15 protein-coding genes are annotated in these 24,370 nt (G+C 40.7%); 5 read left to right on the top strand and 10 right to left on the bottom strand.

Going from position 1 to position 24,370, the window contains the following annotated elements:
* Positions 1-148: 148 nt before the first annotated feature.
* Positions 149-2,113 carry an LruC domain-containing protein gene (locus MB14_RS10730; RefSeq protein ID WP_062591535.1) on the bottom strand — a complete coding sequence of 655 codons (1,965 nt, stop codon included), beginning with the start codon at positions 2,111-2,113 and terminating at the stop codon, positions 149-151.
* A gap of 334 nt (positions 2,114-2,447) precedes the next feature.
* Here MB14_RS10730 and pnuC point away from each other — a divergent pair, with 334 nt between their 5' ends.
* Complete coding sequence (pnuC, locus tag MB14_RS10735) at positions 2,448-3,053, top strand: nicotinamide riboside transporter PnuC (RefSeq protein WP_062591536.1); 606 nt, start codon at positions 2,448-2,450, stop codon at positions 3,051-3,053.
* On the top strand, positions 3,019-4,026 hold the full coding sequence (locus MB14_RS10740; RefSeq protein ID WP_221405483.1) for an acyl-CoA dehydrogenase family protein: 1,008 nt from the start codon (positions 3,019-3,021) through the stop codon (positions 4,024-4,026). Before pnuC ends, MB14_RS10740 begins: the two co-directional genes overlap by 35 nt.
* A gap of 313 nt (positions 4,027-4,339) precedes the next feature.
* Here the strand turns inward: MB14_RS10740 and MB14_RS10745 are convergent, their stop codons facing one another.
* The 8 genes from MB14_RS10745 to MB14_RS10780 form a co-directional block, all read right to left on the bottom strand.
* Complete coding sequence (locus tag MB14_RS10745) at positions 4,340-4,699, bottom strand: GxxExxY protein (RefSeq protein WP_375596895.1); 360 nt, start codon at positions 4,697-4,699, stop codon at positions 4,340-4,342.
* Positions 4,700-4,964: 265 nt separating this feature from the next.
* The gene (locus MB14_RS10750; protein WP_062591538.1) at positions 4,965-7,958 is read right to left on the bottom strand and encodes a type I restriction endonuclease subunit R; all 2,994 of its coding nucleotides are present in this window, start codon (positions 7,956-7,958) and stop codon (positions 4,965-4,967) included.
* Positions 7,959-7,962: 4 nt separating this feature from the next.
* Entirely contained in the window at positions 7,963-9,213 is a 1,251-nt protein-coding gene (locus MB14_RS10755; protein ID WP_062591539.1) for a restriction endonuclease subunit S, read from the bottom strand.
* Complete coding sequence (locus MB14_RS10760; RefSeq protein WP_062591540.1) at positions 9,213-12,380, bottom strand: KAP family P-loop NTPase fold protein; 3,168 nt, start codon at positions 12,378-12,380, stop codon at positions 9,213-9,215. The genes MB14_RS10755 and MB14_RS10760 overlap by 1 nt, the downstream gene beginning before the upstream one ends.
* A 1-nt stretch (position 12,381) precedes the next feature.
* A complete protein-coding gene (locus MB14_RS10765; protein ID WP_062591541.1) occupies positions 12,382-14,073 on the bottom strand; it encodes a type I restriction-modification system subunit M in 1,692 nt (563 codons plus the stop codon).
* A 420-nt stretch (positions 14,074-14,493) separates the two neighbouring features.
* Positions 14,494-15,873 carry a tRNA uridine-5-carboxymethylaminomethyl(34) synthesis GTPase MnmE gene (gene mnmE, locus MB14_RS10770; RefSeq protein WP_062591542.1) on the bottom strand — a complete coding sequence of 460 codons (1,380 nt, stop codon included), beginning with the start codon at positions 15,871-15,873 and terminating at the stop codon, positions 14,494-14,496.
* Between the two features lie 194 nt (positions 15,874-16,067).
* Entirely contained in the window at positions 16,068-16,727 is a 660-nt protein-coding gene (locus MB14_RS10775; protein ID WP_062591543.1) for a metal-dependent transcriptional regulator, read from the bottom strand.
* 168 nt (positions 16,728-16,895) lie between these two features.
* Positions 16,896-18,017 (bottom strand): glycosyltransferase family protein, encoded by a 1,122-nt coding sequence (locus MB14_RS10780; RefSeq protein ID WP_132644010.1) that lies wholly within the window; start codon positions 18,015-18,017, stop codon positions 16,896-16,898.
* Positions 18,018-18,052: 35 nt separating this feature from the next.
* Between MB14_RS10780 and MB14_RS10785 the strand changes: the two genes are divergently transcribed.
* A complete protein-coding gene (locus MB14_RS10785) occupies positions 18,053-18,868 on the top strand; it encodes a 2,3,4,5-tetrahydropyridine-2,6-dicarboxylate N-succinyltransferase (protein WP_062591545.1) in 816 nt (271 codons plus the stop codon).
* Between the two features lie 314 nt (positions 18,869-19,182).
* On the top strand, positions 19,183-19,782 hold the full coding sequence (locus tag MB14_RS10790; RefSeq protein WP_062591546.1) for a tetratricopeptide repeat protein: 600 nt from the start codon (positions 19,183-19,185) through the stop codon (positions 19,780-19,782).
* A 16-nt stretch (positions 19,783-19,798) separates the two neighbouring features.
* On the opposite strand, the gene MB14_RS10795 is transcribed toward MB14_RS10790, so the two are convergent.
* Positions 19,799-20,800, bottom strand: coding sequence for a DNA/RNA non-specific endonuclease (locus MB14_RS10795; RefSeq protein WP_062591547.1), 1,002 nt, complete (start codon positions 20,798-20,800; stop codon positions 19,799-19,801).
* A gap of 104 nt (positions 20,801-20,904) precedes the next feature.
* Between MB14_RS10795 and MB14_RS10800 the strand changes: the two genes are divergently transcribed.
* Positions 20,905-24,351 (top strand): amidohydrolase family protein, encoded by a 3,447-nt coding sequence (locus MB14_RS10800; RefSeq protein WP_246032586.1) that lies wholly within the window; start codon positions 20,905-20,907, stop codon positions 24,349-24,351.
* The last annotated feature ends 19 nt before the right edge of the window (positions 24,352-24,370 follow it).

Below are 24,370 nucleotides of genomic sequence, written 5' to 3' on the forward strand. Positions count from 1 at the left end.
TTATACTTAGGTTGTGAATAAAACCTTAAGTAAAACTTTTTTATTAATTGATTCAATTAAAATGATGAAAATATAAGCGAAAGCCCCGGTGGCTTTCGCTATAGCTTTTTGTTTTTAAGACTCGTGGTCAAATCTTATTTCGTTTTTATCAATTAATAAAATAGAGCTTGCTTGTATTTCGATAGCCAGAATTGTCTCCATACCAATCGCGATAAGTTGTACCTTGGCTTAATCCCCAATCTACAAATTTGTTATAGCCCTGATCTATTCTAGCTTTTTCAATTGGGTATCTGAATTCATGAATAATATGGATTGCCCAAGGCAAATTGTTGCTGTCCTGATAGGTTTTTCCTGCAGCTAAATTCGTGTCGTCATATTCCGTTCCGAATAGACTTTCGTTTGCTAAAGAAGTAGGCATTTTTCCAGCCAAATGCAGTTCAGTTCCTCGGTCATAACTTGAGAAAATAAATGGGTTGAAAGGAGCATCACCGATCAATTCAGGATCAATTGGGTTGTTAAACTCTACCACCACCTCAATTTCGAATGGAGTAACTTTAGTTTCATTTGGATCTGTATTGATGAATTTTGCTCCCGTGGCTGGTTTCATATGATTGAAACTATCGTTGAAGACGATGATTACAGTCTTATCTTGCTGATCTTCTAGGCCTTTGGCATTCAGGGAAGTATTATTACCAGCCGTTTTATGCCCTGTTACCGATTCCACTAAAGTGGGGTTAACATCTAATTCTATTCCAAACCCGCTATGATTTGCCGCGCCAACCGCGCGAATGGTAAAGTTCATGATAAATCTCACACTCTTATTTTTACTATTCAATACATTGGTATATCGGTACCCAATCACCATGTCATTGAAGTCGTAATCACCTTTTAAAGGCCATAAATCTTCAAAAGCGAAGGAACCCATTCCTAATGCAGAAGGAGTGTAGGTGTCGACTGCTGCCTCTGGATCGTTAGGGTAATCATCTAACTCATCAATAACTCCATCATTATCGGAGTCTTGCTGACTTAAATCGGTTGTTTCACATCTCCATGCAGTAAGGTCATTTATCTTTTTGTCGAAAGTCTTAACAATTTGATAAGCGCCATCTTCTTTACTGATTTGGATTAAGTTTGAATTAGCATCATTGGTACCCACGAAAATACGGTCTTGTCTGTCGATGGCCATAGAAGTAAGCTGGAAAGGGAAGTTTTCCGCACTAATTCTTATGATTTCGGCAGTCTTGTTTGTGTCGTCAATCTCGGTGAACTTATACAAGCCCGAAAAACAAGCCAAATAGAGTTCGCCAGCCGAATCAAATGCCAAGTCACCTCCGCCACTGTTGTTGATAAAGCCATTGATTGTATATTCTGCAACTACATCATTGGTTTCGGCATTAACCTTATAAAGGAGTTCTTTATTGCCCATGTAAAAAAAGCCATCTTTGTATTCTAACCTTGGGTAACTTCCATTAAATGGATTACTGTTGTGCTTGACAGTGAAGGTTCCATTGGCAATGTCGTAAGCATATAATGTCTTGTTTACATTGTAATACATAATTCCATTCTTTTGATCTAAGGCATTGGCAATTGATCCTCCACCTTCTAACTGACTCAAATCGGTTGGGTTAAAGGCATCATCCGATACATCAATCGTAAAGAAATCGCCATTACTATTTACGGCATAGAGATGATCGAAACAGCCTTCATTGCTATTAGCTGCCGCTGAACTGATATTGACATCGATGGTCAGGTTTGCACTACTTCCTTCAATATTTAATAGGTAATCCTCCGTACCTCCCGCGTCAGATTTTAGTACATGCATATCTTCTACAGAAGAGGGAAGCCACTGACTTACATTAAGTCCGTTGGTTTGTTTAATATAAGATCCCAGCATTTGACGTTCTCCATTATATAGATAGTATAGTTCGTATTTGGCAGGAGTGGTGTTGTAATCTTGTATGCTTAGATTAACCTTCTTTGAGGTTTCAAAATTGAAGTTTTGGAAGGAATAATCGCTTAACGATTCCGTATTTTCAACCGCTTCTTCGAAAGAAGGTTCTTCAATACATGAAACGACTGTCAGGATGAATACTAAGTACAAGAGCTTTTTCATATTTCACTAGATTTGGGTCAAAAATCGATACAACGAGGGGGAGAAAGCTGATTTTTCGATGAGTGAACTCTTTATTCCGTTCAGTGGTGAGGTTTGACGGTAAACAACATGGCTAGTTTTACACTTCTCTAATAAAAACTCTTGAATCCTTTTCTACTAGGTTGCTGTGGCCTACATTTGCCCTTAAGTGGGGTGCTTGCTAAGTGGCAGGCTGAGATGATACCCAGGAGTTCTGCTCCGCACCTGATCCAGATAATGCTGGCGTAGGGATTTAAGGTTATTACGGTCTGTAATGACCCGGTTCATCTCCTCATTTCATTGAAAATAACGAACAATGATAGAGGAATTTCTAACAGAACTTACTTGGCTTGAAGGCCTGGGGACACTTTTTGGTATTGTGCAGGTGATACTCGCACGCCAAAATAATATCAATACATATTTATTCGGAATAGTGGCCATACTAATGAGCATGTGGGTACTTTACCAAAGTGCATTGTATGCCGATATTTTGCTGCATATGTATTATTTAGTCATGAGTATTTATGGCTGGCTATATTGGAAATACGGCAAACAGAAGGCAGAAGCTCCAATCAGTAACTCTACTCAGCAAGAACATCTTAAAGCGGTTCTCATAGTGCTCGGCTGTTTTGGACTAATGAGTTATTGGCTCAAATTTCATACGGATTCTGATGTGCCCATTTGGGATGCAGCTGTAAGCGCTTTTGCTTGGGCGGGTATGTGGCTGATGGCCAAACGCAAGATTGAAAACTGGGTTTATTTGAATATTAGCAACATCATTTCAATTCCGCTTTTGATTTATAAAGACCTGTATATCTACGCAGGCATGTCGGTGTTTCTGTTTATTATGGGTACATCGGGTTATTTGAAATGGCGCAAATTAATGAGTGAAGAAAAAGGAAATGCATATGCAACAGCTTAAAGAATGGTGTAGTGATGCACCTGTTTTTAGACCAGAAGTGCTGGACTGGATCGCCAAAGAAAACCTATGGAATATTTGGGTGCCGAAGAGATTTGGAGGAAGAGAAATGTCTTTAACTGAAGGTTTGAAGGAACTTCAATCATTGGCCAGAATTGATGGCAGTTTGGGTTGGACAGTGACGCTTTGTAGTGGAGCCAATTTCTTTATTGGAAACCTTAAGCCCGAAGTGGCAAAGGAACTTTTCGCTCAGCCTGCAATTTTTGGAGGAAGTGGAGGTATGTTCGGTACCGCTGAAAAGGAGGGGAGCAGCTACCAACTGAACGGCACTTGGCGATATGCAACGGGTGCGCCTTATTTAACGCATTTTACTTTAAATGCTAAAATTGTAGAAAATGGTGTTGAACAGGTAAATGAAGACGGTTCACCCAAATTTCTCTCATTTGTAATTCTGGCCAGCGAAGTACAAATCATCAATGACTGGAACACCATGGGGCTAAAGGCCTCGGCTACGCATTCTTTCGAAGTGAAGGATGTGGTAGTAGGAGAGGAATACAGCTTTGTATATAATCAGTTTCATTTTCCCCAGCCTATTTTTAAAACGCATTTTTCTGTCTTTGCCGACCTCACCCTTTGGGTAAACTACATTGGTATGGCAGAACATTTTTTGGCAGAGGCAGAGGTAAAAGATGAAACTCGGTTGACTGACTTAAAATCGGTAATTGATGCTGCAAATCAGCAAGTCTATGCTTTCGCTCAACAAGTAGAAGATATGACTGCACAGAATAATAAGTTTACTGAGCCCTTTATTCAGGAAGTGCACCAAGCCGCCTCCATGTCTGTCAAAAGCTTATCGGCAGCGATTATTGGTTTACAGCCCTATTTAGGTGTCAATGCAAGCAGAGAGGATGCTGTGCTCAACCAGATATTTAGAGATTATTTTACCGCTACCCAGCACCATATATTTACGAGGTAGGTTTCTGCTATCTGTATCAGAGATTAGATGGATTGAGGGATTACGCTGATTTGGATACTAAGCCCACCTTTGTTGTGTGTTTGCGCCAATAAACAGGAATAGGTGTCTGTGCCATCCTTTAATCCTCATAAACATGCGTTCTACCTTTATTGTCTGTATCGCAGATTGGTTGGATTTCTGGATTGCGCTGATTTTTAAATTGATCAGACTGATACAAATATCTGTGCTATCCTTTAATCCTCATAAATCTGCGTTTCTAACTTTTTTTTGTCGGTATCGCAGATTAGATGGATTATTGGATTTTACGGATTAGCTAAGGCTTGGTAGTATCGGCTTTGTCGTCAAGGTTCATAACAAACCTCTTAAAGAAGAGACTCTTCTCCCCAAAGTTGATCAACAGGCCAACTTCATAACGATAAGCCCTAAGGTAGTTTAAGATCTGAGCCCAATGAACCTCTTCAATTTTAGTTGTTGCTTTCAATTCAACTAAAACCTTTCCTTCAACTATAAAATCTGCTCTTCTGGTACCTATTGGTTCTGGGCATTCTCTATAAAAGATGTACTGCTCTTGTTCCCTTTGGAAATTAAGGTTGGCCTGATTGAATTCATAAGCCAATGCTCGCTGATAAATCACCTCTTGAAATCCATTTCCTAAAAAAGAATGGACTCTCATTGCTGCACCAATTATTTGATGGGTGAGGTCTTTGAATTGATAATTTTCACTAGGCATAGTTCAATATAAACAAAAATATGTTTTATGTCAGTGTCGTAGACTCACCTGATTTGTGTGTTGAAGGACTCTGACTAATCCTTTAATCCTCATAAATCTGCGTTTCTACCTTTTATTGTCTGTATCACAGATTAGATGGATTTTGGGATTGCTCAGATTATAAGGTGGTGTAGAGAAGGTTTAGGCAAGAATCTGCGTTCCAAACCCATCACCCCTGCATCGGCCAATCGCTGTACTGCCCTTCGGCTTGTTCGATTACTTCTTGGAGCAATTGGTCTAGGGCTGAGAAAGGGACTTTTCCTTTGAGCTCTTTTTTGACGGCTAGGCGAATGGCGGCTCGGGCGTCTTCTTTTTTGGCCCAATCGAGTTGAAGGTTTTTCTTGACTGAGGCGACTACTTTGTGCACCAAATCTTGGATAGGTCCTGCTTCGTTGAGCAGCTTTTGGTTGGCTTCTAGCAAATCGTAAAAAGCCAATTCATCTTCCGTGAGGCCGAGTTCTTTGGTTCTTTTGTCATCATTTTGAAACTCGGTCGCAATGTCTAGCAAGTGCTTAATGGCCGCGATGGAATCCAAACTGTTTTTGTGGTATTTGCCCAACACCTTATCCAGTTCATCTTTCAGGCTGGTCATTCTGCGGATGTTCTTCGGCATTCTTACCTTAAGCTCATCGTTGATGATGCGCCTGAGCAGTTCAATTTTAATGTTTTCGCCTCCTTTGTCTTTCACCATGGCCTGAAAAGCATCATCGATAATCGAAATGTCTATTCTGTCCAAGTCATACATTTCTGCCAAGTCCACTATTTTGTGCGACTCAATGGATTGACTGATCAGGTCTTTGATGCGATCGTTCTTTTTGCGTTGTGCGCCAGGAGGGAACTTGATTTTTCGGATGATGTCGCGGATTTTCTGAATCATGCCCACTTCTTCCTGAATAGGCCAAATGCGTGGGTCTGAGTTGGTCATAGCGACTAACTCTGACAGTTTCCTTTCTTCTAGCAGGAACTTGTCGGTGATCGGGTCGGATTGCAGCAAGTCGTTCACCAAGTTATTCGACCAAGTGAGTTTTTCCGAAGCGGACAATGCATTAATGGCTTCCAGATCAAAGCCACCCATTAAGGCTTTTACTTCTTCGAATTGGGCTAGGCACATTTCCACGGCTACGTCCATATCGATGGTGGGTTTACCGCCACCTCCGCTGCCTGTGTATTTCTTGGTGGCTTCGGCCAAAAAGCCCGAAATACCGATGAAATCTACCACCAAACCATTGGGCTTGTCGTGGAAAACCCGATTGACACGTGCAATGGCCTGCATCAGGTTGTGGCCTTTCATTATTTTATCTACGTACATGGTGTGGGCGCAAGGCGCATCGAAACCCGTGAGCCACATGTCACGCACAATCACCATTTTTAGTGGATCATCTGCGGTTTTGAAACGCTTTTTGATCGCTTCCATATTGTCTTTGGTGCGCACATGCGGATTCCATTCCTTAGGATCTTTGCCAATATTGCTCGTCATGATGACGGCTATTTCGGGGCAACCTTCCAAGGCAGTAAGCGCATCGTACATTTTCACGCAGTTTTTTCTGCTCATGCACACAATCATAGCTTTGCCGTCTAGCGAGGCAATGCGCGCATTAAAATGGGTGAGAATATCGGTGGCTACGCGCTTTACACGGTCTTCTGCACCAGCCGCATCTTCTATCGCTGCCCAAACCGCATGCGTGCTTTCATCTTCGTCTTCCGCTATCGCTTCCAGTTCTTTGGTGTATTCTGCCTTAATATTGAGCGGCACCATTTTGGGTTCATAATAAATAGGTACGGTGGCACCATCTTCCACCGCCTGTTTGATGTCATAGGTGTGAATGGTTTCGCCAAATACCAATTCGGTATCTGCGCCTTTGCTGTCTACGGGCGTTCCTGTAAAGCCAATAAAGGAAGCGTTGGGCATGGCAATCCTGATGTTTTGGGCAAAGCCGCCATCTTTAAACCCGTATTGGGTGCGATGGGCTTCATCGGCCATCACGATCAGGTTATAGCGTTCTGAAAGTATAGGATGCGCCAATTCTTTGCCGCCTTCTAACTCTTTGAGCCTGAATTTCTCGATGGTGGTGAAAATCACGCCTCCGCCATCGGTGCTGAGCAATGCCCTCAGTTCATCTGTAGTTTCGGCATGTTGCACTTCGCCCACCAAATCTTTGGCCAGCACGAAATTCTCATAAAGCTGCTGATCTAAATCGGAGCGGTCTACTTGAATGACGATGGTGGGGTTTTTCATTTGCGGCAGCGAACGCAAAATGCCCGTGAGTATGGCCATTGAAATGCTTTTGCCCGAACCTTGGGTATGCCAAATTACGCCCAAACGTCCATCGCCATGGGGTTTGATGTTGGCGACAGCACTTTCTACGGCTTTATTGATGCCCCAAAACTGATGGTATTTCGCGCCTTTCTTGATGATTTTACCATTGTGGTCTTCATGGAAAATAAAGTTCTTGAGGTAATTGAGCAGGGTGGCTTTTGGAAACAAACCATTGAGCAGGGTTTCTAACTGAAACTTCTTTCTGTTTTCTACATCATCTCCCTGCATGCTCTTCCAAGGGGCGAACCATTCCATAGACGAGTTGTACATGCCGTGCAGGGTTTCCATGCCATCGGAAACAACGGTGATGGCGTTGTAATCGAAGAGCTCGGGAATATCGAGGATATAATGCCCAATTTGGCCGAGGGCATTGTCTACGCCTACTTCTGGGTCGAACATATTTTTGAATTCGAAGACGATGAGCGGCAGGCCATTGATGTAAATCAGCAGGTCGGTTCTGCGGTTGTTTTTACCTATAAACCTGACTTCATCGGCACAAATAAAGCTGTTGGCTGCTGGGGAATCGTAATTGATAGGGTAGAGGTGCTTGGCCAGTTCCTTGCCGTCCGCAGTTTTCCAGCTGATGTCTATGCCCTGCGACATTTTGCGGTGAAACTCTTGGTTGCGGTGGTCAAGGTCCATGCTGGCCTGCTGGGTGAAAACGGCCATGGCCTCATGAATGGCGGTGATGGGTACATCGGGGTAAGTTTTTTGCAGAAAGCTTTGCAGCTCGTCTTCCAGCACCACTTTTTTTAAATCACGGCTGAGGCTATTGCCCATACGGTAGGTATAGCCCAAGTTTTCTAGCCATTCAATGGCGGCCTGTTGTACGGTGCTTTCTTTCATTTACTTACATTATGGATGCCAGACTTTGTTCTGCCTCTTTTACCCGCACTTCTCCGCTAATCAATTTGGGAAGTAAGGTGTCGCGGAGAGCCATTAGGGATTCATTTTCTAAAACATTTTGCTTGAGTTGGTCAAATAAAGGGTCGATCTCTCTTTTCAAATTTTCTATAATAGAAGTCGGTGGAACTACAACATTGGTTGATTTAAAAGTTGAGGTAGTAATTGTATCGAAAACGGAACCGTAAGCCATCCTTTTAAACTGTTCTATTAATTCGGAAAACATTAAATAAACCAAACCTTGTGAATACTCACCTTTTGCAAACAGTCCATAACATGATTGATTCATTGCCATTTCCTTAGCGATCATGCCATACTTACCTACAGAACCTCTAGCAACTAATATAACCGTATCCTCAGGTAATATCTTCGTTGCGCTTTTTGACACCCCTAATTCTGTAATCTTCTTTTCAGTATCATTAATGTACAAGCCTCCATTTCCAATATCCTTTGCGGATACCCAGCATATGTCACCATTCCAATATTCATCCATAGTAGTTTTTGGAGTCCCCCCACTTAACAAATCTACTATCTCCAAAATGCCCTTCACTTCCCAACCTTCAGGAATTAAGCCCAATTCAGAGTCTACAAACTCACCGTCTTTAAAAGGCCCAAAATCTACAAACCAATGTTTGTACAAGGTCATGGCCATTTCTTCCAAGGTTTTGTTCATTTGAAGGTTCAGCTCTATTTTATCGTCTAAGGAAGAGAGAATGGACGCGATGGCTTGTTGTTCGGGGAGAGGGGGGAATGGAATATCTAAAGCTTCAAGAACGGGGATCCTTAAATTCGATACAGTTGAACCAGTCCCTTCATATATCATTATTTGATTCTGTACTTCTTTCGCTTGAATCGCATATAATAAAAAAGGGTTATCCACTTTTGAAGATGGTCTTATCAAAACCATTCTTTGCCCAAGACAACATTTTAATCCTTCAGGCAACATACAAACTTCACCCATAGGGGCTTCTCTTGTTATAACAAGGTCACCTCCCTTTGGAATAGCTCTCCGAGTTCGTTGTTTATAATGTTCTTCATCCGTATAAGACTCCTTTTCAAAATTGAGCTTTCCGTTTCTTATGTTGTTGCTTCTTAGAACTGTCACTCCACTATCCTTCCATTTAGGAGTTGAGTGAGGACAGTCTACAATCAAATCGCAAATTTCTTTGAGCTTATGTGTTTTCCAGTTGTTGGGCATTAGGCTAGTTCTTTCTTACTGTATCCTACAAACATTTCAATATCAGTTACCTCCAATATACCACCGCGCTTATTCTCATTATCATGTACTAGTCTTTGCCAATGTTGATTTCCTTTCAGTTCCTTAATTTCTTCAGGTAGGTTACTATCAGTATATATTTTAAAATCTTTCTCTACATGTTCTACATAAAGTGGATAGACATTTTGAAGAACTAGCCAACGAAAAAGCTTATCAGAATCAAATGTTTTTCTTTCTGCAATTAGGGTATCTCTATATACATTATACTGATTGGCTAATCTTTTAATGCTTCTAGGATTTGATTCAATTAAATCGTGATGGCTCTGGAGTATATGTTTAATATCTTCTTGATCTTCATTCAACATTTCTAGGGCATAGTCAGTAACCTCTGATTCTGTGAGCCCTAGTTCATTACCAATTTGCTCATACTGGTCAGTTTTGGCGTAATCTTCTTTGCTGTATTTGTTTTTAAATTCTTGCTTTAGCTCTCTATCTTCTTCATCTGTCCTTTTTAGTTTTGTATTGTCCTCCTCTTCTACATTTGAATTTCCTTCTGGGAACAATATAAAATTCCAATAATCCTTTTTAGTTTTTTCTGAAACATGAGGTAATCTTACTGAAAGTTGAAAGGCTTTTTCAAGGAACAAATACCCTAATTTTTGAGCAGGCTCTTTAATCACTGGCGTGAATTGTTCATAGTGGCATTCAAAACAGGTGCTTATCCAATTTTTATCGCCTGCTACAATGTAGAGTACTTTTCTATCCTTATATAGTGTTTGGATTCCTTCCAATAACTTCACATTAAATTTGGCATCGCATCTGTCAATGTCATCGATAAAAATCACCAACCTATAGCCAAAGACCTCTAAATTATTGACCATTGATTCAAAGTGCTTTTTGACCTTCATCATTGGGTCGGCAACCTCTTCCATGAAAGTTTTGGCTGTTTCAGGAGACCTTAAAAAGAAAGGCCGAATTAGAAATTGAGAAAAGGAATAAAAAAGGCCAACTAAAGCAGCAATTGCCCCAACAATTTTACCAAAATTCAATAAGTCTTCACCCTCACTTGTTATTGCTGCATCACTCGGATTTTCTTTAAAGAAATCTATAACAAGGGGTAGAGACTTGTAACTAAAAAATAGAAGCACCAATAATATTCCTGTTACTAACAATCTACTTTTTAACTTCAGGTTAAAGAGCCGTCTGTATTGCTCAAGAATAAAAAAACTGGCTCTATTAATTCCGAGTTGTTTGATCGATTGTTTATAGACTTGATCTAAAAAAGTCCACCATGGTGGAGAAATGTGCTGATTTTGCCAAGCGTTAAATTCGACAACTACCCATTTGTTATTATCACTTGGTAGGTTTTTTTTAATGAGATTAAAAAATGTAGACTTACCATCACCCCAAGCGCCTTGCAAGTGAATCATAAATGCATGCCTGCTTCTTTTTTCAGTGATTATCTCCTTATGTTTTTTTCTAATCCAAGAAGTAGTTTTATTTTCCACCCACTTCTTTGTTATCCAATTGAGCGACACAATACACCATCTTTTGTGAAAAGGCTTTCTTAATGGGGATGAAAATATTTGCTTGTTCAAAAGTCGGGTAATCGACTTGGCTACGGGCTCTCTATTTAATCGATCCGTATCTTCTACTTGATCAAGATGGAAGGGGATGTTGTCAATAGTGGATTCAACTGTTGGCTGACTAGCAGTTGGTTTGGTTTCTGTTTGAAATAAGGAAGGATTTCCAAGTTCTGTAATATTTATGATTTCATTGAAGACCTCGAATGGTATGATGCTAAGATCTCTCATTTTAACATTTGGAGATAGCCACTCATCAATAACTTTATTTTTGTTAAGCTCATTAGTTATTATTCTATTACTGAACCTGTAAATGGGTGTGGCCTCTATTTCCGAGCCTCTGATGCGTACAACTTCAAAAAGACCAACCAACATGTTATCAAAAAGCGGGCTATAGGCAACTATCAGTATTTCACCTTTTTTTGGTTTTAAATTATCAGAATCTTCATTAGGGAAAATAAAGTTGTTTTGTCCTTTAAGATTATCCTCAGCCCAATTATACCTCATATCACTTATCCACCAAAAACTAGAGCCAGAGGCTTTATTTATCTTAATTTTTGTTTGAATTTCGAGCAGATTTATATTTGTGAATATTCTAGAATCCTTTAATTTTTCAATAATAGAGGACAAGTTTGGATAAGAAGCTAAGACCCTTCCCAATATTTCATTAATATAGTTTTCAGTTATTTTCTGAAATGTGCTTCTATACTGTGAACCAAACTCTAAATCAATCTTTTCAGGAAAACTGAACCAGTTTACTTTTAGATTATGACCATCTCTTGGGTTGTCAAGCACTACACCTATTGCCCTGAAAGTAAGCATGCCTTGAGATTTGCCTTTTACCCAAGTGGTTTTAGCAAAGAGAATGTCACCAACGTTTGCTGAGTTTACAGCATTCGTCTGTTTGTCTGCATGACCATTTTCCCAAATGCTGTTTTCGATAAATCTCGGTAATTGATCGACATTATCCCAGTCATGGCCAGCTACATAGAATGCTCTTTGGAGTTTAGTGAATTGGTTTGTTCGAAGATCTTCAATCTCGAATTCCTGTTCTGAAGACCTGTGTTCATTCCAATAAGCAATTTGAAACTCTATTGAATTTTTTGAATTTTCATCGATTGATTCCGGTAATGAAAAAACGAACTCATAAGGTTGAAATGAAGAATTTATGGTTTTGAGTGCCGAAAGCGTAATTGTAAAACTTGTTAAGAAGTCCAACCCACCTGCTCCAGTACCCATTAAAGGCATCCAAATGGATTTTTCCTTTATAGCTTTTTGATAGTTACTTAATGCTGAGTTTAAGTTTTTTTTTAGATTTTTCTGAGTCGAATCGCTGCCAATGGTTACTATAAAAATGATAATATTGTGCTCTGATTTTTGTAAGATGGCATGCCCGTGTGTAAGGTATTTTTCTGTTGGAAGGTCTTTTTTTGTAAAGCCCCGTGCTTCTAATACGCTAATATTTAAATCACCAGGAGTTCCATATGAGTCTATAGAAACAAAAGCTACTTCCGCTTTACTAGATGGATATGCAACTTGCGAAGAGATTAGAAAAGGAGCTGCCATTTTATATTCTTTCTAGGTTTTCTTTAATCCTTTCCTGCAACTCATTGCTTTTCTCGAACTGCGCCATGAGTTGGCTTTTTAAGCCGTCCATTTTTTCTTCAAAAGGAATTCCATCGTCTTCTTCGGCTTCTGTGCCTACATAAATGCCAGGGGTCAGTTTGTAGTCTTGCTTTTGTACTTCGGCTAGGGTGGCGGCTTTGCAGAAGCCGGGTTGGTCTTCATAACACAGCCCACTACCGGCAACCCTTTCAAGAGGGGGCTCCTCATCAGATGATGTTTGTGAATTGCTTTGAGATTGCTTCGTCATTCCTGCGTCATTCCTAGATTGCTTCGCTTCGCTCGCAATGACGGATCTCCAAGCGTGGTAAGTTTCGCCAATGGTTTTGATGTCATCGTCAGAGAAAACGCGCAGCTTGCGGCTGGCCATGGTGCCCATTTTAGAGGCATCTATAAATAGAATTTCATTGCTGCGTTCGCGGTGGAGGCCGTCACGGCCATCTCGGTTTTTGCTGAGAATAAACAAGCAGGCAGGAATGCCCGTGGTTAAAAAGAGTTTGTCGGGTAGGCGCACAATGGCGTCTACCATGCTATTGTCCACCATATGTTGGCGCACATTCTTTTCTCCTTTGGTATTAGAGGTCATTGCGCCATTGGCCATTACAATACCGGCTGTGCCCGTATCGCTCAGGTGGTGCCAGAAGGTTTGCATCCACATGTAGTTGGCGCTGCCATCGGTGGTGTATTCTTCCTTAGGGCCAAATAAGCGGGGGTCGCCATCTGGTAAATCTTCAGGATGCCAATTGCTCACATTAAAGGGAGGGTTGGCAATGATAAAGTCTGCTTTTAGCGTAGGGAATTTATCGTCTAGTAAGGAGTTGCCCAGCTTAATATCAAAAGACAGCTCGCGCAACATCAGGTTCATTAGGCAAAGCCTTAAGGTCTGAGCCGTCATTTCTTGTCCGTAAATGGAAATGTCGCTTTTATTGCCGCCATGCTCTTTTACAAACTTTAAGCTCTGCACAAACATGCCACCGCTGCCACAAGCCGGGTCGAAGATGCGGCCTTTATAAGGCTCCAGAATTTCTACCAATAGGCGCACAATGCTGCCTGGTGTAAAGAATTGTCCGGCACCGGAGCCTTCGGCCATGGCAAAGCGGCCAATGTAGTATTCGTAAATACGGCCTAGAATATCGCTTTCTGGGTTTTCCTTTTCAGAAAACTTAGGGTGGGAGAGTAAGTTGATAATCCCGCCCGTTTGCTTGGCAGATAACTCACTTTTCACAAAAATACGCGGCAGTAGGTTGGTAAGCTGAGGATTAAAGGCCGTGAGCAGTTCTTGGATGACATCGAAGGCATCATCTACAATTACTTTAATATCGTCTTGCTCGACATTGTCTTTTAGGTATTGCCACGAAGCGGTATTCGGTATTTTAAAAGTATTGCGAGAACGGTACTCATCGGCATCGTCCAATACATAGCTAATCTCTTCCTTGTCGATGGTGTAATACTCTGATTTCGGGTCGTTAAGTAATTCTTTGAGTTCTTCGTGCACCATTTCGTAGCGCTCGCTCATGTGCTTTAAAAACACCAGCGGAAGAATGTAATTCTTATAGTTGTTCTCAGATACTGCGCCCCTTAACTCGTTCGCTGCGTCCCAGAGTTCTTTTTCAAAATCTATATCTGCTTTTGCCATTTAGTAATTGTTCTTATTCATTAGCTGCATTCCACTCTAACCTGAGTTTATTGAATGTGCCTATATCAAAAAATAATATTTTGGTAGTTTCTTCAACAATATAAGCGAATGTATTTATAATTGGCTTATTGAAGTATGTGAATTATGTAATAGGTGTCCTGTTTTTGGGTGGGGTTAGAAGTTGGGAGTTAAGCGGTGGGCACCGCAGTTCATTCCGTCTGTATCGCAGATTAGTTGGATTACGGGATTACTCTGATTATAAGGTGGTGTAGAGAAGGTTTAGGCAGGCATCTGTGCTATCCTTTAATCCTTATCATCTGCGTTTCTACTTTTTTTGTCTGTATCGCAGATTAGTTGGATTTCGGGATTGCTCAAAGTGTTCTACCTAAAGCCCGCCTTTGTTGTGTGTTTCTAATAGTTTTACTTTCCAATACAGAACTTGCTAAAAATATTCGCTAATAAATCATCGGTGGTGATTTCTCCGGTGATCTCACCGAGGTAATGGAGGCTTTGGCGAATGTCCATAGCGACAAAATCATTAGTCACTTGGTTATCAATACCTTCTATAACCGCAGTTAAAGCATTTTTAGTTTGTAGTAGGGAGTCGTAATGACGAATGTTGGTGACTACGGTATCGCCTTTTTTGAACTTATCGAGGTTGACGAGTTCGAGGATACGTTCTTTGAGTTTTTCCACTTGCTCAGGGTCTTTGGCCGAAAGAAACAGCATATCGGAGTGTTGACCTTGAAGCGTTTCAATAAAGGCTGGATCGGCTTTGTCGAGTTTATTGGCGAGCTTTAAAAAGGGCACGCCAGCGTTTTCAAGTAGGTTAATTTCTTTGTTCACTTCCACAATAGATGTATCTGCCAAATCGAAAAGATAGATGATCAGCGAGGCGGTTTTCATTTTCGCTTGGGTACGCTCCACACCCATGGCTTCAATCACATCGGTAGTCTCTCTCAAACCGGCCGTGTCGATAAAGCGGAAAGCGATGCCACCAATAATGATTTCGTCTTCGATAAAGTCGCGGGTAGTACCAGCAATGTCAGAGACTATGGCTTTTTCCTCATTCAGCAAGGCATTCAGCAGGGTAGACTTGCCTGCATTGGGTTTGCCCGCAATTACGGTCGGTACTCCGTTTTTGATCACATTGCCCAAGTCAAAACTTTGGATCAGCGCATTGATCACTTTCAGAAGTCGGTTGACCAAATTCGTTAAATCTTCACGGCTGGCGAATTCTACATCTTCTTCGCCAAAATCGAGTTCAAGCTCAATCATGGAAGCAAAGTGAATCAGCTCTTCGCGCAAGCGTTTAATTTCATCAGAAAAACCACCACGCATCTGGTTAAGCGCGGTTTGGTGGGCTGCTTCCGAATCTGCATTGATTAAGTCGGCTACGGCTTCGGCTTGTGCCAAATCGAATTGGCCGTGCATAAAGGCGCGCTTGGTAAACTCACCCGGTTTGGCAGGTCGTGCCCCTTTACGGATTAACAACTGAATAATCTGGCGTATAATATAACTCGATCCGTGGCATGAAATCTCAATAACGTTCTCTTTGGTAAAGGATTTTGGCGCAATGAAAAGCGAGATAAGCACTTCGTCTAGAATCTTATCACCATCGCGGATTGTGCCAAAATGAATCGTATGTGATTCCTGTTTCGTAAGATCTTTCCCCTTAAAAACCGTATTGGTAATGCTTATGGCTTCTTTTCCAGATAAACGGATTACGCCAATGGCACCCACGCCTTGTGGTGTAGCCAATGCAATAATGGTGTCTTCGTTTTGAGCTAGTGCGCGCATAGGGCAAAGGTAATGTAATTTGATAATTAGGTATGCTCAAGTTGACTTCAAAACGATCTCTTTTGGCAACCTCTATATCTTCTGGATTATGTTGTGAAGAGATTTAGCAAATAACCTTCTCTGAGTTTCTGTTCAACCGTGAGTTTCATTTCCGAATTTTCTTCGAAATGGTCTCTTTATCAATTGTAGCTTAATCAAGCTTCAGAAAGTAAGATATTCTCCGCAACGGTGGGGGAAATGGTAATCGTTTTCTTGCCGTCAATGGTTATGTCTACCGAACCGTCAAACTCCATTCTGTCCACAATCTGTAATCTTGTACCGATGGAAATGCCCACCTTATCCAAATACTTTAAAAACGAAGCACTGGAGCCATTCACGCCTACCACGATACTAGCAGTACCTACTGGAAGTTGAGCTATTGGGTCTTTACGCTTTTCTATCAGCTGACCATTTTCATCAGGAATTGGGTCGCCATGCGGATCGAATTTAGGGAAGCCTAGAAACTCGTCCAGTCGCTGAAAGAGTAGGGGAGATTTGATGTGCTCTAACTGTTCGGCCACTTCGTCCAATTGATCCCATTGAAAGTTGAGTTTTTCTACTAGAAAAACCTTCCAAATTCTGTGTTGACGAATGACATGCAGTGCTTTGATCTTACCCTTTTCCGAAATATTTACACCTCGGTATTTTTGGTAATCCACCATTCTCTTTTCAGAGAGTCGCTTAATCATGTCGCTTACGGAAGCAGGGGCGGTCTTCATTTCTTCTGCCAATGCGTTGGTATTCACAGGGCGCTTCCCAGCTTCTGAAAGATGGTAAATGGCCTTTAGATAATTCTCTTCGACAAAGCTTAACATAAGAGTGTTTGGGGCTAAGGGTAATGATTGATTACAGTGCAAATATAGTATTTAGATTGATCTAATAAAAAAATATGCATCAGCTAAATTTAGTAAAAATGTATATTTGTGACTTATTTACAGTGAGTTGGTTTTTAATAAATTATTATTTCGATTAATCTAAATATTTTAACCGCGAAATTGAGCTATGAAATCGAGTAGCTTATATTCTTCACTTTCCCATAAACTAGATTTGGTGTTTCCTTGGGTATAGAAGCTAGTATTCTTCATTAAAGCGAGTGTCTCAGTAGGGTCGAAATGATTAGGGTTTATTGGTATGGCAGCATTGAATTCATTACAGAATTTAACCCAAGTAGGATTGTTCAAAAGGAGTATAGGGAGCTTATTGGCAGAGTATTCAAATAGACGCGTCAATATTTTGTCATCGTTTATACCATTGTTTGGTTTTTTGAGCACAAAGCCAAAGTCTGCGTTTTTGATTTCTTGAATAATCTGCTGGTGAGGAACAAGGAAGTCACCTCCAATTAGTTCTATGTAGTCTTTGTCCGAAATGGCTTCTTGAAGTTCTCTAAGATCTTTTTTGAGTGCACAGTATCCAATAATTCGCAACCTTATGTTTGAATCAAGCTTATGAAGTTCATCAGTAATTTTAATGGCATCAAATACTCCGTTCGATGCTGAAATCGTTCCTGAATATAGTAAAACGGTATTTTCTGAATTGGTTCTTGACTCGTTGTCAGCCACTTCAACGGGCATAAACTTGTTTTCAATCACGATGGATTTATGGGGAGGAACAAAGCTCAATTGTTTAGTATAAACTCTTTCGGCCATGATAAAACCGTCAAAAAGAGGTTTGGTCATTAATTCTTTTGCTCTCACATAGGCTGCAATAAAAGGCCTAAGTATAGGATTGAAAACGTTAGTGTTTTGAATGTTTTTTACATAGTTTTCCCTCACATCATAGATAATTCGACCGCCAAATAATATTTTGTATATAGATGTAACTATCAGTAATTCATGAGTATTACATATAATTACTTTAGGCTTTACTTTAATGTATGTTTTAAGGGTTTTGAACGGATTTGCAACTCTATCGAAGGACATTCTTCCGAAGGGCCCGTGTGGGAAAAAATGAATTGAATTGTGGGTTAACGTATTTTTTGACGTAAAGCCTATGATATTAACCTCATATTCGTTTGTTTTCGCCAATGAAACGCCAAACTTCTCGTACATGCGAGAATCGTCAATCGGCTTTAACGTAGAAGCAATTAGAAGTTTGGTATTGTTCATGAACATTCGAATTTATTGAAAATTTCTAATTACTAATGGAGGCATTACAGAAGATCATTGAAGCGGCTTGGGACAACCGAGAATTATTAAAGGAGAAACAGACGGTTTTGGCCGTAAAAACGGTGATCGAAGATCTTGATCGTGGCGATATAAGGGTCGCTGAACCGACTGCAGATGGCTGGAAAGTTAATGAATGGATCAAAAAAGCAGTGATTCTGTATTTCCCGTTGCAGAAAATGCAAACTATTGAAGTAGGTCCTTTCGAGTTTCATGATAAAATAAGGTTGAAAACTGGTTATGCGAGCAAGGGTATCCGTGTTGTACCGCATGCTGTGGCACGCTATGGTGCATACATTAGTAGCGGTGTAGTGATGATGCCGTCTTATGTGAATATTGGAGCATACGTAGATGCAGGTACTATGGTCGATACTTGGGCTACAGTGGGTAGTTGTGCTCAAATTGGTAAAGATGTACACCTTAGTGGAGGAGTTGGTATTGGAGGAGTTCTAGAGCCTGTTCAAGCCGCACCAGTAATTATTGAAGATGGCGCCTTTATTGGCTCACGTTGTATTGTGGTAGAAGGGGTGAGAGTTGGCAAAGAGGCTGTTTTAGGTGCAAACGTTACCTTAACAGGAAGCTCTAAAATTATAGATGTAACAGGCGAAAAGCCAGTTGAGTATAAAGGTTATGTACCCGAAAGGTCTGTGGTAATCCCTGGTTCTTATGCAAAAGAGTTTCCTGCTGGAACCTATAATGTTCCTGCAGCTCTGATTATTGGTAAGAGAAAGGAAAGTACTGATAAAAAAACTTCCTTAAACGAGGCCTTACGTGAAAATAATGTTGCCGTGTAAAAATGGGAATATATTTCTCGTTCTGAGAAGAAAATCAACAAATAAAAATATTTAAACCACTGAATTTCAGTGGTTTATTTTTTGGTATCAGCTTTGTATAATAACAGGTGTTGTTTTGAGTTGACCATATTATGGTTGGGTAGAGTGCTTTCACGCTACCTAAAGAAGGGCCTTCGGGCCCTTCTTCTGTTAAAAACATTGTTGTATTCGGTTTAAACAAATACTTTTGCAGCCTTTAAACCATTAATGGCTGAATCAATCTTAAACACTGTTTGAAACGGATTCATTCTTTAAAATTACTTACATCGTATTCAATGAAAAATCGTTTATCTCTTTTGGCCTTAGTTCTCATTACTTTCTTGTTTTCGTGTAACGATGATGTTACTAGAAAGGGAGACCAGCTTTATAATGAAGGGAATTTTAAGGAGGCGGTTGACGCTTACTCTGAATATCTTAAAACCAATCCTAAAGACATTAAATCTCTTTACAATCGTGGAAGGGCGTATGAAGAATTGAAGCAGTTGGATAAAGCAAAAGCCGACTTTATAGCTGTGTTAGATGTTGATGGAGATAACCTAAATGCTAATTTGAGCATGGGTAAGTACTGGTACAATCAAAAGGAATTTAACAAGGCTATCATATTTTTTGACAAAGTGATCGAACTGGATGGTTTGCGCTCGGATGCTTACATGCTTAGAGGTCGAAGCTATCACCAAAAAGGCGACTTTGACAAAGCAATGGAGAACTACAACCAAGCCATCAACTTTGATAATGATAACGCTGAAGCATTTCTTTACAGAGGAGCGCTTAAGATTGCTTTAAATCAATTCAAAACTGCTTGTCAGGATTTCACTCGATCTCAAGCTTTAGGTTCTTCTGAGGCTTCTGAGGCCTTGGCAAAGCACTGTCGTTAATTTTGAAGTAATCAGGTTAAAACCATTTCGAAGTCATTAAACTACTTTCCAATGCGTTTTCCAGTTCGTCTGAAATGCCAGGAAAGAAGTCTAACCCTGTCAGTTGTTCTACACTGTCGATTGTGACAACGAAAGAGGATAAAGGGGCTGAACTTGCTTCATTCTTCATTAAGAAGGCAATGGCTTTAATCTCTGGTTTTCTCATGTCCAGAATAATTTTGTAGTAATATTCAGGAACGGATACCTGATTAGAGCCAATGGTTCTGTATTTCTTGTTTAATACAGGGCCTGTTACTACATAAATCTGATCGTTTTCCATGGCCCAAGTTCTAACTTGGTCTTCTAGTTTCTTCCAAAGCCCGCGATTAAAAGATGGATCTTGCGGACTCATGTTACTCATAAAAAAGGATTGACTCAAGGCAAATTCACTATAAGAAAAATCGGCTGCTGGTGCCAGATGTCCACGGTCATAACCACTTTCTTTATAATCATTTAAGCTAGCTGAGCCTGTTTTTACTCTACTGTCTTCTCTAAAATCATCTTTTCTTTCGAATGTAGTTTGTCTTAAACTGTCAGCAAATAGGGCATAGGCTACCCATACGGCTTGCTCATGTTCTTCGCTATAACGCAAAGTGTAATAAGGTCTTTCTATTATGGCCTGCGATGTCTCATAAGCTGGCCAAGCAAAATCAAAGGCTTTGGTGAAGTAGAGGTCGTAAGTATCAAAATCTACTTTGCTTTCTTCCTGCTTTGAAGGGGGGGCTTTTTCAGTCTTTGGAATTTCCTGTTTAGAATCAAGTTCTTCAGGTGCTAAAACAGGAGTTACTTCTTCATCAAAAAACGAAGGAATTAGCTTTTCTTCTTTAATAGCCAGATAGCCATAACCCAAGGCGATAAGGATAATAAGCCCTAAAGAGAACTTCCAAAGGCTAAAACCTCCTGATTTTCCCTTTCTTCCCGAAGTTGTTTTCTTCTTTGATGTACCCCTACTTGAAACTGCTGCCTTCCTTTTTGCCATGCCCTATTTTGATTTTCCGCAATGATAAAGATATTTTTCTTGAGCGGACTTTTTTTAATTCACTAAATTACTTTCTGCTTTATGAACCAAATTAACCACAATACATGAAAGAAGTTATAATCAAACCACAGACAAAGTGGCAAAAGCACCTGTATTGGTGTCTACTTTGCTTCGTATTTATGTCCTTAAGCTTTACTTTACATGCTAACTATCATTGGCAAGAGAATAAGCAAGATACAACAGGGCAAACTAAGTTTAAAGACTTACCTCTGAAGGCCGAACGAACATTAGAATTTAATACTTCGGAAGGCACTTGGCTTTCTCTAGATATTAGTCCCGATGGCCAAACCATTATTTTTGATATGTTGGGTGATATCTATACCATTCCATTTAAAGGAGGTCAAGCTACTCGACTTACAGATGGAATGGCTTACGATACGCACCCCAAATTCAGCCCCGATGGAAAAAGCATTGTATTCACTTCCGATAGAAGTGGTAACGATAACATTTGGACAATGGAATTGGAATCGAAAGAAACCAAGCAAATCACTAAAAGTGAAAACGAGAATTTCCAGTCTGCTGAATGGTCGCCTGATGGAGATTACATTGTAGCCTCTAGGGGAAGAAGAAATCTAAAACTGTACATGTACCACAAAAATGGTGGTGGGGGATTCGAGTTGATTAAAGAACCTGCGGGATTGAAGCTTGTTGAGCCTGCTTTTAGTGCTGATGGCCGATATATCTACTATTCGCAACGAAATGGCGCTTGGAACTATAATGCTCAATTGCCTCAATATCAGGTAGGAATGTACGACAGAGATAACGGAGAAAGATCAACAATTACCTCGCGTTATGGATCTGCATTTACACCAACTTTATCGCCAGATGGAAAGTATTTGGTGTACGGTTCGCGCTACGAAGAGCAAACAGGCTTAGTCTTACGAGACCTTAAGTCGGGTGATGAGCGTTGGTTGGCTTACCCAGTTCAGCGTGATGATCAAGAGTCTATTGCTCCTTTGGGCGTTTTGCCAGCTATGACATTTACCCCGAACAGCAAAGAATTATTGGCGTCTTATGGAGGTAAAATTTGGAGAATCCCTGTTGCCGGAGGTAATGCCACAGAAATTCCTTTCAACGTAGACGTTGAACTAGAAATGGGGCCTAGGTTAAAATTTAACTATCCAATTTCTGATGATGAAAATATGTTGGTCACTCAAATTAGAGATGCCGTGCCTTCTCCTGATGGAAACACGATGGTATTTACGGCCTTGAACAGAATATATGTAATGGACATTCCTTCAGGAAGCCCAAAACGAATCACGAATTTTGAAATGACAGAAGCCATGCCTACATGGTCGCCAGATGGTAAGTCTATTGCCTTTGTCACTTGGTCTGAAACTGAGGGAGGAAGCATTTATAAGCTGTTGATGGATGGAAAAGCCAAACCAGTGAAACTCACCAAAGAGTCTGCGATTTATACTGCACCCGCTTGGAACAAGAATGGAAAAATTGTTTTTACAAAGGGGAGTGCACAAAACATGAAAGATGCGGAAGGGCCTTCGGCACCAAGAGCTACCGAAGATTTGGCTTGGATTAGCGAGAATGGAGGCGAGGTTAACTTTATCATGAAAACTAATGGACGAGGCAATCCGCATTTCGTGAAAAATGATGACAGAATTTACTTGAGCAGCGGAAAAGGTTTAAGTTCTGTAAGATGGGATGGAACGGATGAAAAGAACCTAGTGGCCATTACAGGGATAACAACTTATGGTTCGAATCCGGTGGATGATCACTTAGGTATGTCGACTGAAAATACCATGTTAAGTGAATCTGATAACTGGCGCGAAAACAATCCTCCTGCCCGTGCTAGCGAAATCTATATGGCACCAGAAGGGGATAAGGCCATGGCGGTAATTAACAATGAAATTTACATCGTCACTGTTCCGAAATTGGGTCAAACACCAACCATATCTGTAGCCAATCCTGAATCTGCTCAATTTCCAGCTAAAAAACTCACTGAAATAGGAGGTGAGTTTGCCAAGTGGTCTGCCGATGCAAAGAAGGTACATTGGAGTTTGGGTAGCGCTCATTTTATTTATGATTTAGAAAAAGGAGAAGCCTATGCCGATTCGGTAGCAGCAGCCAAAAAAGCAAAAGAAAGAGCGGATAAAGAGAAAACCGAAGAAGAAAAGAAGGCAGAGGCCGAAGAGAAAAAAGAGGAAAAGAAGGAGGAAGCTAGCTTTAAACCAACAGAGTTTAAGGTCGAAGTAAACGTAAAGAAGGACATTCCGAAAGGCACGGCCCTCTTAAAAGGTGCTCGAATCATTACCATGAATGGTGATCAGGTAATCGAGAATGGAGATATTCTAATTGAAAATGCCAGAATCAAAGCAGTGGGCGCTTCGGGTACGCTTTCTATACCCAGAGGAACGGAAACTATTGATATGTCGGGTAAAACCATCGTTCCCGGTTTTATAGATACACATGCGCATATGTGGCCAGCGTGGGGTTTAGAGAAAAATGAGGTTTGGGTTTACGCAGCCAATTTGGCCTATGGTGTTACAGCCACGCGAGACCCTCAAACAGCTACTACCGATGTGTTGACCTATGCAGACATGGTTGAAACGGGACAGATTCCTGGTCCAAGAGTATACTCTACAGGCCCAGGAGTTGGTTATTGGGCATATAATCTAAAGAGCCTTGAACAAACCCGAAAGGTCTTAAAGCAGTATTCGGAATATTACAATACCAAAACGATTAAAATGTATTTGGTAGGAAATAGAAAACAGCGTCAATGGGTAATTCAGGCCGCGAAAGAGCAAGAACTGATGCCAACTACCGAAGGTGGGTTGGATTTCAAGCTCAACATGACCCAAATGCTTGATGGCTACCCTGGGCACGAACATTCGTTTCCAATTGCACCATTGTACAAAGATGTAATTCAGTCGGTGGCTCAGTCTAAAATGGCTTATACATCTACTTTACTGGTGTCATACGGTGGGCCTTGGGCCGAAAACTATTATTACTCTAGAGAGAATCCGTATCACGATCCTAAATTGAGTTTTTTCACGCCATACAATGAATTGGCGGCTAAATCCAGAAGAAGACCAGGGTGGTTTATGGACGATGAGCATGTATTTAAAAAGCATGCCGTAGGAGTGAAAGACGTAGTTGAAAATGACGGTTTGGCTGGTGTTGGCAGTCACGGTCAGTTGCAAGGCTTGGGTTATCACTGGGAATTATGGTCGGTTGCTTCAGGTGGAATGAGAAATATTGATGCACTAAAAACAGCTACAATTCTTGGAGCTACAGCCCTTGGTTTAGAAGGTGATTTAGGGTCAATAGAAGCAGGTAAACTTGCTGATTTGGTGATTTTAGATAAAAATCCTTTGGAGAATATTCGTAATACAAACACCATTATTCAGGTAATGAAAAATGGAAGGCTGTATGATGGAAATACTTTAGATGAGGTGTATCCTAGAAAGAAGAAAGCGGGGCCATTTAATTGGCATACTTCCAAACCAGTAAACTTGCCTGGTATCAAAAAATAAAGCGAATGCTTCATTAATT

The sequence above is a fragment of the Roseivirga ehrenbergii genome (genome assembly GCF_001593005.1).
Taxonomy (GTDB): Bacteria; Bacteroidota; Bacteroidia; order Cytophagales; family Cyclobacteriaceae; genus Roseivirga; species Roseivirga ehrenbergii.